A 16,660-nucleotide genomic window follows, 5' to 3' on the forward strand; every position below is an offset into this window, starting at 1 on the left:
ACCGCGTCGCCTTTGATCGCTAGCAAGCCAGCTCCTACAGGACTGTGCAGACCACAACAACAAATGTCCCTCTGAGATAACACCCTTGAGCATTCAACCCAGCACTTACTCCCCCGATATCGCGGTGCCGAGCGACAAACGTGTCTTCGGCGGGCGCGATCTGTTTTCCCTGTGGTTCTCCCTCGGCATCGGCCTGATGGTTTTGCAGACCGGCGCATTGCTCGCGCCGGGCCTTGGCTTGTCGGGCTCATTGCTGGCGATTTTCCTCGGCACGCTGGTTGGCGTTCTGCTGCTGGCCGCCGTTGGCGTGATCGGTAGCGACACTGGCCTGTCGTCGATGGCTGCGCTAAAACTCAGCCTGGGTGCCAAAGGCGCGAGCCTGCCGGCGGTGCTGAACCTGCTGCAACTGATCGGTTGGGGCTCATTCGAAATCATCGTCATGCGCGATGCCGCCAGTCTGTTGGGAGCCAAGGCGTTCAGCGACGGTAGCTGGCTTTCGAATCCGATCATGTGGACGCTGTTCTTCGGCGCGCTGGCAACGCTGCTGGCCGTCAGCGGTCCGCTGACCTTCGTGCGACAGATCCTGCGCAAGTGGGGCATCTGGTTGCTGCTGGCCGCCTGCGTCTGGCTGACCTGGAACCTGTTCGCCAAGGCTGATCTGGCCGCGTTGTGGGCCCAGGCCGGGGACGGTTCGATGCCGTTCGCTGTGGGTTTCGACATTGCGATTGCCATGCCGCTGTCGTGGTTGCCGCTGATTGCCGACTACTCGCGCTTCGGCAAACGGGCGAAAAACGTCTTCGGCGGCACCGCCATCGGCTTCTTTATCGGTAATTTCTGGCTGATGAGCCTGGGCGTGGCCTACACCCTGGCGTTTGCGCCGAGCGGTGAAGTCAATGCGTTGCTGTTGGCGCTGGCGGGTGCCGGCCTGGGGATTCCGCTGCTGCTGATTCTGCTGGATGAGTCAGAAAACGCCTTTGCCGATATTCACTCGGCGGCGGTGTCGAGCGGGATTCTGTTGCGCTTGAAAGTCGAGCACCTGGCGTTGGCCATCGGTGTGATCTGCACCTTGATCGCCTTGCTGGCGCCATTGGCCCAGTACCAGAACTTCCTGCTGTTGATCGGTTCGGTGTTCGCGCCGCTGTTCGGCGTGGTGCTGGTGGATCATTTCATCCTGCGCAAACGCAGTGGTCAGGTGGCGTCAGCCGCGTTGCGCTGGCCGGCGCTGCTCGCCTGGCTGGGCGGGGTCAGCACCTATCATCTGCTGGCCAACCTGTATCCGGATATCGGTGCAACCCTGCCGGCACTGGTGGTGGCAGGGCTGCTCCAGCTAGTGTTGGGCCGGGCCTTCAGTTACGGCCGGGAAACAGCTCGGGCTTGATAATGCCGTTGAGGCGAGGGTAGGGGATCTTCAGTTCGACGTGGCCCAGCGCGTAAGGCGCGATGCTGCTGGTTTCGTACTTGAGGATCACCCCGCCATAGGTCAGCGCCACGTTCTGGGTTTTCTGGAACGGCCAGCTCTTGACGAACTCCGGTTCCTGATCGAGCTTGGTGCTGATCAACCAGCTGTTGTGTGCCACCTGCGCGGCTTTCCAGAAAGCGTCTTCCTGACCCGGAACCAGCATGTCCGACAGCGTCAGCACTTTATGCTGCTGGCGTGAATAGTTGATGAAACCTCGACCCGGCGTGCCATGGGCGCCGCCGGTGTCCAGGTAGCTGGACAGTTCAATGATCACCAGGCCGTCATGCTGCTCGCGTACTTTCGCTTGCAGGTAGATGCTGTTGCGCGGGCCAGCGGTGCGCAAAAACTGTTCGCGGTACGCCGCGAGCGTCGGTGCCACTGGCGCGTCGGGCGAGGTGCGGGTCATCTGCAACAGGCGCTTTTCGACGATGCCGTCCAGCGCAGGCTCGTCCGGAAAGTGCAGGGTGTCGATGTTGACCAGCGGGCAATCCGCGTTGGCGCAACCCGGTTGCAGTTGTTCCGACGCGTCACGGGTAGTTTCCAGCGGCGCCCGGTAGTTGGGTTGGAACAGGCTCTGGCAGGCGCCCAGGGTCAGGGCGATGGCGGCCACGGAGGCAGTTTTGAAAAGCGACATGGGCGTCCTTTCTGAAACAGGGGAAGGCAAAAAGTAACCGCTTCGACTCTAAACGAAGCGGTCAGTTCGCCACTAAGCTAATTAGAGTGGGTTTCGCCTTCACCGTCCATCCCGATGAGGGTAAAGGGGCTGCATCAAACGTCACAGGCGCGTTAGGATGGCGCGAAGTCGAGGCTCCAGGAAAAAAGGAGCCTCGTATAGGTTTGCAGCAAGAGGATAGTCATGACCGATTTCACCAACGCCATTCCGACGGCCGTCGATATCGTTCGGCGCGAAAAGTGCTTCGAGGGGTTCTACAAACTCGATCGCGTGCACCTGCGCCACGAATTGTTTGCCGGGGGCATGAGTCGTGAGATCAATCGTGAATTGTTCGTACGTCACGATGCGGTCTGTATGCTGCCTTATGACCCACAGCGCGACGAAGTGGTGTTGATCGAGCAGTTCCGTGTCGGCGCCTTGGGCAAAACCGAGAATCCATGGCTGATCGAACTGGTCGCTGGTCTGATCGACAAGGACGAACAACCGGAAGAAGTTGCTCACCGTGAAGCGCAGGAGGAAGCTGGGCTTGAAGTCGGGGCGCTCTGGCCGATGACCAAATACTTTCCATCGCCGGGCGGCAGCAACGAATTCGTGCATTTATACCTGGGGCGTTGCGACACCACCGGAGTGGGCGGCCTGCATGGGCTGGAGGAAGAGGCAGAAGATATCCGCGTCACGGTCTGGGCCTTTGAAGACGCCCTGCAAGCCGTACGCGACGGGCGTATTGCCAACGCGGCCACCATCATTGCCTTGCAATGGCTGGCTTTGAACCGCGTTGAAGTGAGGGGGTTATGGTCGTAAACAAGCTGCGCGATCGCTATCGGGTAGACCTGGCGGGGCTGCAAGCGTCCTGCGAGGCGAACTACGCGCGCCTGATGCGACTGCTGCCGGACATGCGCAGCGAGCCTGCCGCCAGGCGCATCGCCGTGACCCATGGCGACCAGATGCTTGGCGTACTGGCGCTGGAAGTGCTGCAGGTCTGTCCCTACACCACGACCCTGCAAGTGCGGCAGGAGCATAGCCTGCCGTGGCTACCGGTCCCGCAACTGGAAGTGCAGGTCTATCACGATGCCTGCATGGCCGAAGTGGTCAGCGCCGAACATGCACGACGCTTTCGCGGCATCTATCCTTATCCGAATGCCTCGATGCACCAGCCGGACGAAAAAGCCCAACTGAACATGTTTCTGGGCGAATGGCTGAGTCATTGCCTGGCACTGGGGCATGAGTATGAAGTGGTACGTTAATTGTGATTCGCAGTTGTGAACTGCGTCAGGTTCACGGATTTCCCCTTTCAATCGTCCCCCAGCATAATTGCGGTACTTATCCATTCCCGTGATCACGCCCTGGGAGAACCACCTTGCCGAGCGTATCCACCTTGACCACCGCCGATCCGGCGCTGCTGGTGCAGCTCTCCGACAGTCACCTTTTTGCCGAAGCGGATGGCACGCTGCTGGGCATGAATACCCGTGACAGCCTGCAAAAGGTCATTGAGCTGGTGCGCGCGCAGCAGCCGCGAGTCGATTTGATCATCGCCAGCGGCGATCTGTCCCAGGACGGTACGCTGGAGTCTTACCAGCAGTTTCGCGACATGACGCGCCAGCTCAATGCCCCGGCACGCTGGATCCCCGGCAATCACGATGAGCCGCTGATCATGGCCGAAGCAGCGGTGCAGAGCGCTTTGCTCGAACCGGTAGTGGATATCGGCAACTGGCGCATTACATTGCTCGATTCCGCAGTGCCGGGTTCGGTGCCGGGGTATTTGCAGGATGAACAGTTGCAGTTGCTGGCTCGTTCGTTGAGCGAAGCGCCGGAACGTCATCATCTGGTGTGTTTCCATCATCATCCGGTGTCCATCGGCTGCGCCTGGATGGAGCCTATAGGCTTGCGCAATCCCGAAGCGCTGTTTGCCGTGCTGGATCGTTTTGAGCAGGTGCGTGCCGTGTTGTGGGGGCATGTGCATCAGGAAATCGATCAGTTGCGCAACGGCGTGCGCTTGATCGCCTCGCCGTCGACCTGCATTCAGTTCGAGCCCCGGAGCGAGGATTTCAAGGTCGGAGAACAGGCACCTGGGTATCGCTGGTTGCGTTTGTTGCCTGATGGACGGCTGGAAACCGGTGTCGAGCGGGTTGTCGGTTACGAATTCACCGTGTATTACGGCTCCAACGGCTACTGACAACGCCATTCCGCCGTAGGAGCTGCCGAAGGCTGCGATCTTTTGATTTCGTTTTATAAATGCAAGATCAAAAGATCGCAGCCTCGTTGCACTCGACAGCTCCTACAGTAAACTCCGCTTCTTTGGCTGACGCTCAGGGAGCTCAAATGTCCGGTTCGATCCTGTATATCCACGGTTTCAACAGCTCGCCATTGTCGATAAAGGCCTGCCAGTTGATCACCGTGATGGAACGTCTGGGCCTGAGCGATCATTTGCGCGTACCGGCGCTTCACCATCACCCGCGCCAGGCCATCACGCAGCTGGAACAGGCGATTGCCGACCTGGGTAGACCGCTGCTGGTCGGCAGCTCACTCGGCGGCTACTATGCGACTCATCTGGCTGAACGGCATGGTCTGAAAGCCCTGCTGATCAACCCTGCTGTCAGCCCGCACACACTGTTCGACGGGTATCTGGGGACGCAGAAAAACCTTTATACCGATGAGGCTTGGGAACTGACCCACGACCACGTGACAGCCTTGGCCGAGCTGGAAGTACCAGCCCCACAGGACCCGCAGCGTTATCAGGTATGGTTGCAGACCGGCGACGAAACGCTCGACTATCGTCTCGCCCAGCAGTACTACCGGGCCTGCGCATTGCGGATTCAGGCCGGTGGCGACCACAGTTTCCAGGGTTTTGCCGCGCAATTGCCGGCGATGTTGAGTTTTGCCGGTATTGGTGCCGATATGTATCAGGCAATCGATTTCGCATCGCTTTGATGCGATCTTTTTCCGTAGATTTCTTTTTTCACTGAACACTGACGACGAGACCCCATGGCCACTCCCAGCGCTAGCTCTTATAACGCAGACGCCATCGAAGTCCTCTCGGGCCTCGACCCGGTGCGCAAACGCCCCGGCATGTACACCGACACCAGTCGGCCGAACCACCTTGCCCAGGAAGTCATCGACAACAGCGTCGACGAAGCCTTGGCCGGGCATGCCAAATCGGTACAGGTCATTCTGCATGCCGACCATTCCCTGGAAGTCAGCGACGACGGTCGTGGCATGCCGGTGGACATTCACCCTGAAGAAGGCGTGTCGGGCGTCGAATTGATCCTTACCAAGCTTCACGCGGGCGGCAAGTTCTCCAACAAGAACTACCAGTTCTCCGGCGGTTTGCACGGAGTGGGTATTTCGGTGGTCAACGCCTTGTCGACCGAAGTGCGGGTGCGTGTAAAGCGTGATGGCAATGAGTACCAGATGACCTTCGCCGATGGCTACAAGGCGACCGAGCTGGAGATTGTCGGTACCGTCGGCAAGCGCAACACCGGGACCAGTGTGTTCTTCGCGCCGGACCCGAAATACTTTGATTCACCAAAATTCTCCATCAGCCGCCTCAAGCATGTGCTCAAGGCCAAGGCCGTTCTGTGCCCGGGTTTGCTGGTCAGTTTTGAAGACAAGGCCACCGGCGAGAAAGTCGAATGGCATTACGAAGACGGCCTGCGTTCCTATCTGGTCGACGCCGTCAGCGAATTCGAGCGTCTGCCGAACGAACCGTTCTGCGGCGCTTTTGCCGGTAACAAGGAAGCGGTGGACTGGGCGCTGCTGTGGCTGCCGGAAGGTGGCGACGCGGTACAGGAAAGCTACGTCAACCTGATTCCGACCGCCCAGGGCGGCACTCACGTCAACGGTCTGCGCCAGGGCTTGCTCGACGCCATGCGTGAGTTCTGCGAATTCCGCAGCCTGTTGCCGCGCGGTGTGAAGCTGGCGCCGGAAGACGTCTGGGAGCGCATCGCCTTCGTTCTGTCGATGAAAATGCAGGAACCGCAGTTCTCCGGGCAAACGAAAGAGCGTCTGTCATCTCGTGAAGCAGCCGCGTTCGTTTCCGGTGTGGTCAAGGATGCGTTCAGCCTGTGGCTCAATGCCAATCCGGAAACCGGCATGCTGCTGGCGGAACTGGCGATCAACAATGCCGGGCGTCGCCTCAAGGCCAGCAAGAAGGTCGAGCGCAAACGCGTTACCCAAGGCCCGGCGCTGCCGGGCAAGCTGGCCGACTGTGCCGGACAGGACCCGATGCGTTCCGAGCTGTTCCTGGTGGAAGGTGACTCCGCCGGCGGGTCGGCCAAGCAGGCGCGGGACAAGGAATTCCAGGCGATCCTGCCGTTGCGCGGCAAGATCCTCAACACCTGGGAAGTCGACGGCAGCGAAGTGCTGGCCAGCCAGGAAGTGCACAATATCGCCGTGGCCATCGGTGTCGATCCGGGCGCTGCGGACATGAGCCAGCTGCGCTACGGCAAGATCTGCATCCTCGCCGACGCCGACTCTGACGGCCTGCACATCGCGACTTTGTTGTGCGCCTTGTTCGTCCAGCATTTTCGCGCGCTGGTGGATGCCGGCCACGTCTACGTTGCCATGCCGCCCTTGTACCGCATCGACTTGGGCAAAGAGATCTATTACGCCCTCGATGAAGCCGAACGCGATGGCATCCTCGATCGCCTGGTGGCCGAGAAGAAACGCGGCAAGCCGCAAGTCACCCGATTCAAAGGCCTGGGTGAAATGAACCCGCCGCAATTGCGTGAAACCACCATGGATCCGAACACCCGGCGTCTGGTGCAACTGACGCTGGATGATTTCGAGGCAACTTCGGAAATGATGGACATGCTGCTGGCGAAGAAACGCGCCGGTGACCGCAAGAGCTGGCTGGAATCCAAGGGCAACCTGGCCGAGGTGCTGGGCTGATGCGTCTGGGCGTTGCCCTGGCCTGTGCGTTGCTGCTGACCTCCAATACGGTGTCTGCCGAGCCGGCGCCGGAGCTGCGTCTGTTGTCCGGGCATGTCGTTGACGGGATGCGCGGTGGCAACCTCTCGGGGCTTGCCCGCTGTGGCGATGAATTGTGGACGGTGTCCGATCGAGATGACGATCAGATTTACCGCCTCGATAGCCGCGAAAGCGTCTGGAAGGCCGAAACCGTGCACATCGAAGTGCCGACAGTGCCCGAAAGCGGTTTACCCTGGGGGTTGAAGTCCCGCGTTTGGGCTGCTTCGTTCGTGCGCGGTGGCGATCTGGATTTCGAGGGCATCACCTGCGACAGTGCCGGCAATCGCTATGTCGTCAGCGAAGGTCATGCTGCCGTCTTGCAAATACCGGTCGTCGGGCCGGCAAACTGGTTAAAGATTTCTCCTCTGATGGTTCGAGAAGCGCGGGCCAGTGGTTTGTTGCTGCACTTCAATGCCTTGTTCGAAGGCATAGCGGTCAATCCGGCGGGTGATCAGTTGTGGTTGGCGGCCGAGCGCGAGCGTCGCGGATTGTTGCTGATCAAGCGTCAACAAACCGTGTGGGACTGCGACGGCGGCTGTGTGCTGTTGAGTGAAGCCGGCAGGGAAATGCAGCCGGAGCAATTTACCTACGCCAAAGCGGTTCCCCGGGATTTCGCCGATGTATCGCTGTTCAATGGCAAGCTGTTTACGCTTGAGCGCAACGCCTACCAGATCTGTCGCCGCGATGCGCAGACGGCCAAGGTCGAGCGTTGCTGGTCGTACGCTGCCGAGTTATTGCGCAAAGAGCGTCGTTATCCACAGAACTATGGGCTGGAAGAGGCACTGATCGTGGATGCCGACGGCGCCTGGATCGGTGTCGACAACAACAACGGTGCTCGCGTCGATGGCGAAACCCGGCCGGTTGTCTGGCGCTTTGCCGCGCCGGACGGTGGCTGGAGCGTTACGCCGTGAGCCAGCAAACGCCCGGGCGCCGTGCTGGACGGGTGTTGATGATATTGGCGTGGTGCGCTGCGTTGTTTCTGGCCACGCGATTTTTCGGCCAGTGGGAAGCGCGTCAACAAAACCCGAACGTGGTCGTCACCTCGGAGCAGGGCCAGGGTTTCATAGAAGTGAAACTGGTCAGCAACGTACAGGGGCATTTCGTCGCCAGCGGCCAGATCAACGGCCAGCCAGTGGATTTCATGCTCGACACGGGCGCAACCGATGTGTCGATTCCGGCGGACCTGGCCAGGCGCTTGAAGCTCGAAGAAGGATTCGGTGTCACCCTGAGCACAGCCAATGGCCTGAGCCAGGGCTATCGCACCCGTATCGAACGCCTGCAACTGGGTGACATTGTGCTGCGTGATGTTCGCGCACTGGTGGCGCCGGGGCTACATGGCGATCAGGTGTTGCTCGGCATGAGCGCACTGAACAAACTTGAATTTACCCAGCGCGGTGGCACCATGCTGCTGCGCCAGACAACGAACCGATGAGGCCCGCATGAGCGACTCCCTTGATCTCAGCCTGGACGGTGTAGAGCGCCGGTCACTGGCTGACTTCACCGAAAATGCCTACCTCAACTACTCCATGTACGTGATCATGGACCGTGCCTTGCCGCATATCGGCGACGGTCTGAAACCAGTGCAGCGCCGCATTATTTATGCGATGAGCGAGTTGGGGCTGGACGCCGATTCCAAGCACAAGAAATCGGCGCGTACCGTCGGTGACGTGCTCGGCAAGTTTCACCCCCACGGCGACTCGGCCTGCTACGAAGCCATGGTGCTGATGGCTCAGCCGTTCAGCTACCGCTACACGCTGGTCGACGGCCAGGGTAACTGGGGTGCGCCGGACGATCCCAAGTCCTTTGCCGCCATGCGTTACACCGAAGCGCGGCTGTCGCGCTATTCCGAAGTGCTGCTCAGTGAGTTGGGCCAGGGCACGGCGGACTGGGGTCCGAACTTCGACGGTACTCTCGACGAACCATTGGTGTTGCCGGCACGTTTGCCGAATATCCTGCTCAACGGCACCACCGGTATCGCCGTGGGCATGGCCACCGACGTACCGCCGCACAACCTGCGCGAAGTCGCCACGGCGTGCGTGCGCTTGCTCGATGAGCCCAAAGCCACGGTCGAACAGCTCTGTGAACACATCCAGGGCCCGGACTACCCGACCGAAGCGGAAATCATCACCCCGCGCGCCGACCTGCTGAAAATGTATGAGACCGGCAAGGGCTCGGTGCGCATGCGCGCCGTGTATCACATCGAAGACGGCGACATCATCGTCACCGCGCTGCCGCATCAGGTCTCCGGCGCCAAGGTGCTGGAGCAGATTGCGGCGATGATGCAGGCCAAGCCGTCCAAGGCTCCGCAAATTGCCGACCTGCGCGACGAATCTGACCACGAGAACCCGTGCCGAATCGTGATCATCCCGGGTGCCCGCAAGAATTTCGACCACGATGCGCTGATGCAGCATCTGTTCGCCAGCACCGAGCTGGAGTCGAGCTACCGGGTCAACGTCAACATCATCGGCCTGGACGGCAAGCCGCAGCTGAAAAACCTGCGTGCGCTGTTGGTCGAGTGGCTTGAGTTCCGGGTGCAGACCGTTCGTCGTCGTCTGCAATTTCGCCTCGACAAGGTCGAGCGCCGCCTGCACCTGTTGGACGGTTTGTTGATCGCTTACCTCAACCTGGATGAAGTGATCCACATCATCCGTACCGAGGAGTATCCGAAGGCCGCGCTGATCGAGCGTTTTGCCCTGAGTGAAATCCAGGCCGACTACATCCTCGACACCCGTTTGCGTCAGTTGGCGCGACTGGAAGAAATGAAGCTGCGCACCGAGCAGGATGAACTGCTCAAGGAACAAGCCAAGCTGCAAGCCCTGTTGAGCAGCGAAGCCAAACTGAAGAAGCTGGTGCGCAGCGAGCTGATCAAGGACGCTGAAACCTACGGCGATGATCGCCGTTCGCCAATCGTCGAGCGCACCGAGGCCAAGGCCCTGACCGAGCATGATCTGCTGCCGAACGAAAAAGTGACGGTCGTGCTGTCGGAAAAAGGCTGGATTCGTTCTGCCAAAGGGCACGAAATCGATGCCACCGGGCTTTCCTACAAGGCGGGGGACGGTTTCAAGGCCCTGGCCGCCGGGCGTTCCAATCAGTTCGCGGTATTTATCGACTCCACCGGCCGCAGCTATTCGGTGGCCGCGCACACCTTGCCATCGGCCCGTGGCCAGGGCGAACCGCTGACCGGTCGTCTGACGCCACCGCCAGGCGCCACTTTCGAATGCGTGCTGATGCCCGAAGACGATGCGCTGTACGTGATCGCGTCCGACGCCGGTTACGGTTTCGTGGTCAAGGGTGAAGACCTGCAAGCCAAGAACAAGGCGGGCAAGGCGCTGTTGAGCCTGCCGAACAATGCCAAAGTGATCCTGCCGCGTCCGGTGGCCGATCGCGAGCAGAACTGGTTGGCCTCGGTAACGACCGAAGGTCGCCTGCTGATCTTCAAGATCAGCGACCTGCCACAATTAGGTAAGGGTAAAGGCAACAAGATCATCGGTATTTCCGGTGAGCGCGTGGCCAGTCGTGAAGAGTATGTGACGGACATTGCCGTGATCCCGGACGGTGCAACGCTGGTGTTGCAAGCCGGGAAACGGACCTTGTCGTTGAAGGCAGACGACCTCGAACACTACAAAGGTGAGCGTGGACGTCGTGGTAACAAGTTGCCGCGTGGCTTCCAGAGGGTAGATGCGCTGCTCGTCGAAAACCTCAATTAAGCGTCCTAGAGCGCCCGATCTACGATTTAACGCGTAGATCGACGCTTTGGCGCTGGAGTCGGAGCGCATATTCACGGATGATATGCCCTTTCAAGCGCCGGCGTGGCCGAGCGTTCTTCATATTTATTGAGTATTTTCACTGTGATCAGCCTTGTGGCGGTCACCTGGATGGGACGATGACTGCTCTGCGCCTTCCTTTTTTACTGATGCTCGCTGGGGTTCTTGGCCTGGCGGGTTGCAGCGTTCACCAGCCGGTGTCGTTGTATCAACTGGACAGCGGAAGTCCGGTTCAGCCTGCGCAAAGCGCGGGCATGGCGGTTTTGTTGGGCCCGGTAACCGTGGCCGACTACCTTCAACGCGAAACCCTGTTGCAGCGCCAGCCCGATGGCAGCCTGCAAGCAGCGACGGATGGTCGTTGGGCGGGCAGCCTGTCTTCTGACATCGACCAACTGCTGTTGCGGCAGGTCGCGGGCCACCTCGACAGCCAGCGTGTGGTGTTGGCCCCGGCCACCGTTGGCTTCACCCCGGATGTTCAAGTACTGCTGACCATCACGCGTCTGGACTCGGGTGAAAAGCAACCGGCGATCCTTGATGCGCAATGGCGCCTGATTGACCGTCGGGGACAGGTGCGTGACAACCGCATCATTCATCTGCAGGAGCTGCACGCGGGCACCACGGCTGCACAGGTTCAGGCTCAGGGTGTGTTGTTGCAAAAGCTGGCCGAACAGCTGTCAGTCGCGCTCAAGCCGCTGGCCAATCAGCCGCCAATCGCCGAGGCGCCGCGTAAACCGGCAGCCAAGCCTGTCGCCCCGGCAGCGGAGCAGGAAAAACAGCCGAAAATCCCTATGGCTGCGCCTATCCGGACGGATATGGAAGTGTTCCGCTTCTAAGCCTGGATGGTTTCTGAACAAGGCCCGCATTGATGCGGGCCTTGTTGTTTCTGCGGGTTGAATCTCGGGTGCCAGCCTTGGCGCCATCGCGAGCAAGCTCGCTCCTACATTGGATCTGTGTCGTTCGCAAATCCCCTGTAGGAGCGAGCTTGCTCGCGATGAGGCCGGAATCGGCATTAAAAAGCCCGCAGGTGATCGCTCATCTGCGGGCTTCAATGTTTAAGGGCTCAATCGCTGCCTTCGGCAGCGCCTACCGCTTAAGCTCGACGGTCATGCATTCGCGCCAGTTGCCGTTCAAGCATCGACGGATACGGCTCCATCAACCGCTCCACACAACATGCGCCTTCAGGGCTGGCAATCGGCCGGATCCGTGCACGCTGGCGAATCAGCGCATCGTCACTGATCTTGCGCTCAACCAACAACAGGTTGCGGCTGTGCTGCGACAGGGCCAGTGCGTCCTGGGCGGGGTCGGTCAGCAGCAAGTCAATCTGGCTCAAACCGCACAGTTCCTCACCGAGGGTCAGGCCCAGTTGCAATTGCAGGGTGATCCCGCTGTCGGCGACCTCGATTTGCAATTGATGGCCCAGCGCTCTCAGCAGCTCACCGCAGCAGATCGCGTTGGTCAGATAGTCGTCGCCGCAGTCTTCAGTGTGGAACAGCATCAAGGTGCTGCCATCGTTCAAGGTCTGCACTTCGCCCTGATACAAAGAAGCCGCCTGGTCCAGGCAGTCACGATAACGCTTGAGCAGCTCTTCGAGTCGGGCACGCGGCAAACGTCGAAGTTGTTCCTGGGAACCCAGTTGTACGGCCAGTACGGCGCTGTGCTGCGGCACGTTGGACACCGTAGGTTTGGCGACAGGTTTGGCTGCGCTGTCCGTCGAGTCATCGAGCAAGTCGGCAAAGGCATCGTCGTCTTCATCGTCTTCGACGGTGCTGACAACGCGCCGTGGAGCAGCCTTCATCGCGGCCATCGGGCGGCTTTCATCGAAACTTGGATCGCGCAGGTTGCGTACTTCGAAACCCGGTTCGGCATCGTCGTCATCGCTGTCGTCGAGCTCGGGGTCAGGCTCGGGCACGGGCTCCGGCTCGGCGGGTTCCGGCGCGAAACTCGCGTGAAGCTGGCGCGCCAGGTCGCCGATCTCGTCATTACGCTCGGTGGCCGGGGTGTGTTCGTCGATATTGCGCAGCCACACCCGCAGTTGGAGCAGTGGCGTGGAGAGGTAGCGGCCCATGCGCAGGCTCAAGGCCAGTGACAAGGCCAGCAGGATCGCACTCAGAATGCCCATGCTTTGCAGGCTGATGGTCATCGGCTGCTGGAACTGATCCATGTCCAGGCTGATGCGCAATTGCCCGGCAGTCACGTCCTGAAAGGTGATCTTGCTTTGGTAGATGCCCTCGGCTTCGCCCAACAGGCCGTGTTTAGGGCGCTGACCGGCTTCGGCGAGGATGCGGTTATCCATGCTGTAGATGGCCGCGTGGGCCACCAGCTTGTTCTTGGTCAGGTTGTTGAGCAGCACGTTGAGACTGAGGATGTCGTTGGACACCAATAGCTCGGTGGCCGAGGTGGCCGTCTGCGTGGTCAGGCTTTCGCCCAGCGCATCCGCCTGCTCGTGCATGGCCTGCTTGAACTGCAAACCCATCACACCGGCGTAGATGACCAGGGCCAGAGCGACCAGGATCACGTTATGGCTGGCGATGCGCAATGCAATCGGTACACGGCGGTGGCGCAGTGCCCGGAAGATCAGCAGAAAGAAGTTATCGGTTTTTACTGGCGTGGGCCGGTTCACTTGAGCTCGGCTCTTTTGTCCGTGAAGTTGACGCGCAGTATAGCGACAGGCCCTAGGCCGTCAAAGCGCTCACGGTGCCCGATGGTCACTGAAAGTGGGTAGAATGCGGTTTTTTTCCACCTGCGGGGGTGCGCCTTGCGCGAAATCGTCCTGATAAACATCACGGGAGTCGACCGTCCGGGTCTGACTGCGGCCATTACCGGTGTTCTGGCCCAGGGTGGTGTGAACATTCTCGACATTGGCCAGGCGGTGATCCACGACACCTTGTCGTTCGGCATCCTGGTCGAAATTCCCGACACCGAACAAGGCAAGTCCGTGCTCAAGGACATCCTGTTCAAGGGCTATGAACTCGATCAACAGGTTCGTTTCACGCCGGTGTCCGAAGAGGATTACCAGCAGTGGGTCGGCAATCAAGGCAAGAAGCGCCACATTGTGACCCTGTTGACCCGCAAGGTAACGGCCGGTCAATTGCAGGCTGTCAGTTCGATCACTGCCAAATATGGTCTGAATATCGACCATATTGATCGCCTGTCCGGACGCATGCCGCTAGACACTCCGGCCGACAAGGGCAAGGGTTGCATCGAGTTTTCCGTGCGTGGCGAGGCGGCAGATCCGCAAGCGTTGCGGGCCGAATTCCTCAGCGTCGCCCAGGAATTGAACGTCGACATCGCCTTCCAGGAAGATTCGCTGTTTCGTCGCAACCGTCGTCTGGCGGTGTTCGATATGGACTCGACCCTGATCGAAGCTGAAGTCATCGATGAGCTGGCCAAAGCGGCGGGTGTCGGCGACAAGGTGTCGGAAATTACCGAGCGGGCGATGGCGGGCGAACTGGATTTCCGTGCCAGCTTCAAAGAGCGTCTGGCTTTGCTCAAGGGGCTGGATGTCGGCGTGCTGGATTCCATCGGCGCATCGCTGCGTCTGACTGAAGGCGCTGAAACTCTGTTCGCTGAACTCAAGCGCCTGGGTTACAAGACCGCCATTTTGTCGGGCGGTTTTACCTACTTCGCCAAGCAATTGCAGGCCAAGCTGGGGATCGACTATGTGTTCGCCAATGAACTGGAAGTGGTCGATGGCAAAGTCACCGGTGTGGCGATAGAGCCGATTGTCGATGCGCAGCGTAAAGCTGATTTGCTGAAAGAGCTGGCACACAAGGAAGGGTTGCGTCTGGAGCAGACCATTGCGGTCGGCGACGGTGCGAACGATTTGCCGATGCTGGCGATTGCCGGGTTGGGCGTGGCGTTCCGTGCCAAACCGCTGGTCAAGCAGTCGGCCAAGCAAGCCATTTCGACTCTGGGTCTGGATGGTGTGTTGTATCTGCTGGGCTTTCGCGACCGCGACGGGCAGCTGTAACCCGTAAATCCACTGTAGGAGCCGGCTTGCTGGCGATGGCGTCCTCAAGGGCCCCATCGCCAGCAAGCCGGCTCCTACAGGTTTAGCGCATGGGTTTATGCTTTTGGCGAACCCATGCCCTGGCCCATCTGCACCGCAGTCCCGGCGGTCATTTCTTCAGCCCACTTCACTTGATCCGGCCCGAATAGCACGACAGCGGTCGAACCCAATTTGAAGCGACCCAGCTCCGCACCTTTTTCCAGGTGGATCGGCGCACGTGCAGCTTCGTCGTAGCGGAAGGTTTTCAGCTCGCGCTTCGGCGGCGTCACCAGGCCGGCCCAGACGGTTTCGATCGAGGCAACGATCATCGCACCCACCAGCACCACGGCCATCGGCCCGCGCTCGGTATCGAAAATGCACGCCACTCGCTCATTGCGGGCAAACAGTTCCGGGACGTTTTCAGCCGTGGTCTGGTTGACCGAGAACAGACGGCCCGGGATATAGACCATTTCGCGCAGAGTGCCGGCCAGGGGCATGTGCACGCGGTGGTAGTCCTTCGGCGACAGGTAAATAGTCGCGAAATCGCCGCCCATGAACGGCGCAGCATTGGCGGTGTCGCCCCCCAGCAGTTCCAGCACGCTGAAGCTGTGGCCTTTGGCCTGGAACACGCGACCGTGTTCGATCGGGCCCAGTTGGCTGATGGCACCATCGGCCGGGCTAAGGATTGCGCCCGGCGTTTCGTCCAGTGGACGCGCGCCGTCTTTCAAGGCACGGGTGAAAAACGCATTGAAGTGCTCGTAGGCGGTCAGGTCTTCGACCAGTGCCTGGGACATATCCACCTCATAGCGCTTGGCAAACCATGCGGTAAAGGCATTTTTGAACCAGCGCACGCGGCATTCGGCGATGCAGCCAGCCAGTCGCGAGAGCAGGTTATGGGGCAGCAGGTACTGGCTGAGGATAAACAGACGCTTGTTCATTAACGGTCCTTAAAAATCTTAAACTTCTACAGGGGTATCGGGATGGTTGCCCCATTCGCCCCAAGAGCCGGCGTAGCCCTTGACCCGCGGATAACCGAGAGCCTTGGCCACCAGATAGGTGAAGCCAGAACGGTGGTGAGTCTGGCAGTGGGTAATCACTTCTTTGTCAGGTGTAATGCCGAGCTGTTCGAGAATCTGCGGCATGTCCGTGCGGATGCGCAGCTGACGCGACTGATCCATGCCGGCGGTCCATTCGAAATTGACCGCGCCAGGTATGTGCCCGCCCTTGGCCGCCAGGACTTTCTCTCCGGAGTACTCCAGCGGCCCGCGTGCATCCCAGATTGCCAGGTCGGCGGCGCCGAGACGGCTTTGCAGGTATTCGCGGGTGGCCGTGGGTTCGTCGTGCAGGGTCAACGCAACCGGACCGCCAACGGGGGCCGGGACCTGGATCGACATTGGCGACCCTTCAGCCAGCCAGGCGGGCAGTCCGCCGTCGAGGTAGTGGTATTTGCTGTGGCCAATGACGTCCAGGAGCCAGATAAAACGCCCGGCCCAACCGCCGCCTTCGTCGTCATAAACAACGTAGACCGCATCGCGATTGTGCCCCAACTCACCAAACAGGGTTTCGAGTGCCGCGTGCGCTGGCATCAGGCCCGGCGCAGGTGGCTGGCCGAGTTGCGTGCGCTTGGGGTCGACGAAGCGCGCGCCGGGAATATGCCCTGCGGTGTAGCGGGCGCTGCTGGTCAGGTCGACCAGAATCAGTTCGCGGGCGTCGAGGCGGGCGAGCAAGTCGCTCGGTTCGATCACCAGCGGCAAGCCAGAGAAGTCAGACATGTGAGGTCTCCAGAGCACAAAAGGGGGGATTGTAACGCA

15 protein-coding genes are annotated in these 16,660 nt (G+C 60.1%); 11 read left to right on the plus strand and 4 right to left on the minus strand.

What is annotated here, in order from left to right:
* Positions 1-85: 85 nt before the first annotated feature.
* Positions 86-1,378, plus strand: coding sequence for a putative hydroxymethylpyrimidine transporter CytX (gene cytX, locus AD668_RS01465; RefSeq protein ID WP_053153611.1), 1,293 nt, complete (start codon positions 86-88; stop codon positions 1,376-1,378).
* On the opposite strand, the gene AD668_RS01470 is transcribed toward cytX, so the two are convergent.
* The gene (locus AD668_RS01470) at positions 1,347-2,093 is read right to left on the minus strand and encodes an RsiV family protein (protein ID WP_053153613.1); all 747 of its coding nucleotides are present in this window, start codon (positions 2,091-2,093) and stop codon (positions 1,347-1,349) included. The two genes, cytX and AD668_RS01470, sit on opposite strands and share 32 nt — an antisense overlap.
* Positions 2,094-2,315: 222 nt before the next feature.
* On the opposite strand from AD668_RS01470, the gene AD668_RS01475 reads away from it, so the two are divergent.
* The 9 genes from AD668_RS01475 (at position 2,316) to AD668_RS01515 (ending at position 11,694) form a co-directional block, all read left to right on the plus strand.
* A complete protein-coding gene (locus AD668_RS01475; protein WP_053153617.1) occupies positions 2,316-2,933 on the plus strand; it encodes an NUDIX domain-containing protein in 618 nt (205 codons plus the stop codon).
* Positions 2,924-3,376, plus strand: coding sequence for a DUF1249 domain-containing protein (locus AD668_RS01480; RefSeq protein WP_045061863.1), 453 nt, complete (start codon positions 2,924-2,926; stop codon positions 3,374-3,376). The genes AD668_RS01475 and AD668_RS01480 overlap by 10 nt, the downstream gene beginning before the upstream one ends.
* Before the next feature lie 113 nt (positions 3,377-3,489).
* A complete protein-coding gene (gene cpdA, locus AD668_RS01485) occupies positions 3,490-4,305 on the plus strand; it encodes a 3',5'-cyclic-AMP phosphodiesterase (RefSeq protein ID WP_053153619.1) in 816 nt (271 codons plus the stop codon).
* A 146-nt stretch (positions 4,306-4,451) separates the two neighbouring features.
* On the plus strand, positions 4,452-5,060 hold the full coding sequence (locus tag AD668_RS01490) for a YqiA/YcfP family alpha/beta fold hydrolase (RefSeq protein WP_053153622.1): 609 nt from the start codon (positions 4,452-4,454) through the stop codon (positions 5,058-5,060).
* Positions 5,061-5,114: 54 nt separating this feature from the next.
* Positions 5,115-7,019 carry a DNA topoisomerase IV subunit B gene (parE, locus tag AD668_RS01495; RefSeq protein ID WP_053153625.1) on the plus strand — a complete coding sequence of 635 codons (1,905 nt, stop codon included), beginning with the start codon at positions 5,115-5,117 and terminating at the stop codon, positions 7,017-7,019.
* Entirely contained in the window at positions 7,019-8,008 is a 990-nt protein-coding gene (locus tag AD668_RS01500) for an esterase-like activity of phytase family protein (RefSeq protein ID WP_053153628.1), read from the plus strand. Before parE ends, AD668_RS01500 begins: the two co-directional genes overlap by 1 nt.
* Complete coding sequence (locus AD668_RS01505; protein ID WP_053153631.1) at positions 8,005-8,529, plus strand: TIGR02281 family clan AA aspartic protease; 525 nt, start codon at positions 8,005-8,007, stop codon at positions 8,527-8,529. Before AD668_RS01500 ends, AD668_RS01505 begins: the two co-directional genes overlap by 4 nt.
* Positions 8,530-8,536: 7 nt before the next feature.
* Positions 8,537-10,804 (plus strand): DNA topoisomerase IV subunit A, encoded by a 2,268-nt coding sequence (gene parC, locus AD668_RS01510; RefSeq protein WP_053153634.1) that lies wholly within the window; start codon positions 8,537-8,539, stop codon positions 10,802-10,804.
* A 176-nt stretch (positions 10,805-10,980) separates the two neighbouring features.
* Positions 10,981-11,694, plus strand: coding sequence for a membrane integrity-associated transporter subunit PqiC (locus AD668_RS01515; protein WP_053153637.1), 714 nt, complete (start codon positions 10,981-10,983; stop codon positions 11,692-11,694).
* 257 nt (positions 11,695-11,951) lie between these two features.
* Here AD668_RS01515 and AD668_RS01520 read toward each other — a convergent pair whose 3' ends face one another.
* Entirely contained in the window at positions 11,952-13,481 is a 1,530-nt protein-coding gene (locus AD668_RS01520; protein ID WP_053153640.1) for an AhpA/YtjB family protein, read from the minus strand.
* Positions 13,482-13,616: 135 nt separating this feature from the next.
* On the opposite strand from AD668_RS01520, the gene serB reads away from it, so the two are divergent.
* Entirely contained in the window at positions 13,617-14,831 is a 1,215-nt protein-coding gene (gene serB / locus AD668_RS01525) for a phosphoserine phosphatase SerB (protein WP_034148725.1), read from the plus strand.
* A gap of 95 nt (positions 14,832-14,926) precedes the next feature.
* Here the strand turns inward: serB and asd are convergent, their stop codons facing one another.
* Positions 14,927-15,787 (minus strand): archaetidylserine decarboxylase, encoded by an 861-nt coding sequence (gene asd, locus AD668_RS01530; protein WP_053153643.1) that lies wholly within the window; start codon positions 15,785-15,787, stop codon positions 14,927-14,929.
* A gap of 18 nt (positions 15,788-15,805) precedes the next feature.
* Positions 15,806-16,621: a thiosulfate sulfurtransferase gene (gene rhdA, locus AD668_RS01535; protein ID WP_053153646.1), complete on the minus strand. Its 816-nt coding sequence runs from the start codon at positions 16,619-16,621 to the stop codon at positions 15,806-15,808.
* Between the last annotated feature and the right edge of the window lie 39 nt (positions 16,622-16,660).

The sequence above is a fragment of the Pseudomonas sp. P1.8 genome (genome assembly GCF_001269805.1).
Taxonomy (GTDB): Bacteria; Pseudomonadota; Gammaproteobacteria; order Pseudomonadales; family Pseudomonadaceae; genus Aquipseudomonas.

Bases quoted from the DNA above. Each gene is read 5' to 3' on its own strand.
- AD668_RS01490 (WP_053153622.1), top strand. From the start codon at position 4,452: ATGTCCGGTTCGATCCTGTATATCCACGGTTTCAACAGCTCGCCATTG.
- AD668_RS01480 (WP_045061863.1), top strand. From the start codon at position 2,924: ATGGTCGTAAACAAGCTGCGCGATCGCTATCGGGTAGACCTGGCGGGG.
- AD668_RS01515 (WP_053153637.1), top strand. From the start codon at position 10,981: ATGACTGCTCTGCGCCTTCCTTTTTTACTGATGCTCGCTGGGGTTCTT.
- parE (WP_053153625.1), top strand. From the start codon at position 5,115: ATGGCCACTCCCAGCGCTAGCTCTTATAACGCAGACGCCATCGAAGTC.
- AD668_RS01500 (WP_053153628.1), top strand. From the start codon at position 7,019: ATGCGTCTGGGCGTTGCCCTGGCCTGTGCGTTGCTGCTGACCTCCAAT.
- rhdA (WP_053153646.1), bottom strand. From the start codon at position 16,621: ATGTCTGACTTCTCTGGCTTGCCGCTGGTGATCGAACCGAGCGACTTG.
- parC (WP_053153634.1), top strand. From the start codon at position 8,537: ATGAGCGACTCCCTTGATCTCAGCCTGGACGGTGTAGAGCGCCGGTCA.
- asd (WP_053153643.1), bottom strand. From the start codon at position 15,787: ATGAACAAGCGTCTGTTTATCCTCAGCCAGTACCTGCTGCCCCATAAC.
- AD668_RS01475 (WP_053153617.1), top strand. From the start codon at position 2,316: ATGACCGATTTCACCAACGCCATTCCGACGGCCGTCGATATCGTTCGG.
- AD668_RS01470 (WP_053153613.1), bottom strand. From the start codon at position 2,093: ATGTCGCTTTTCAAAACTGCCTCCGTGGCCGCCATCGCCCTGACCCTG.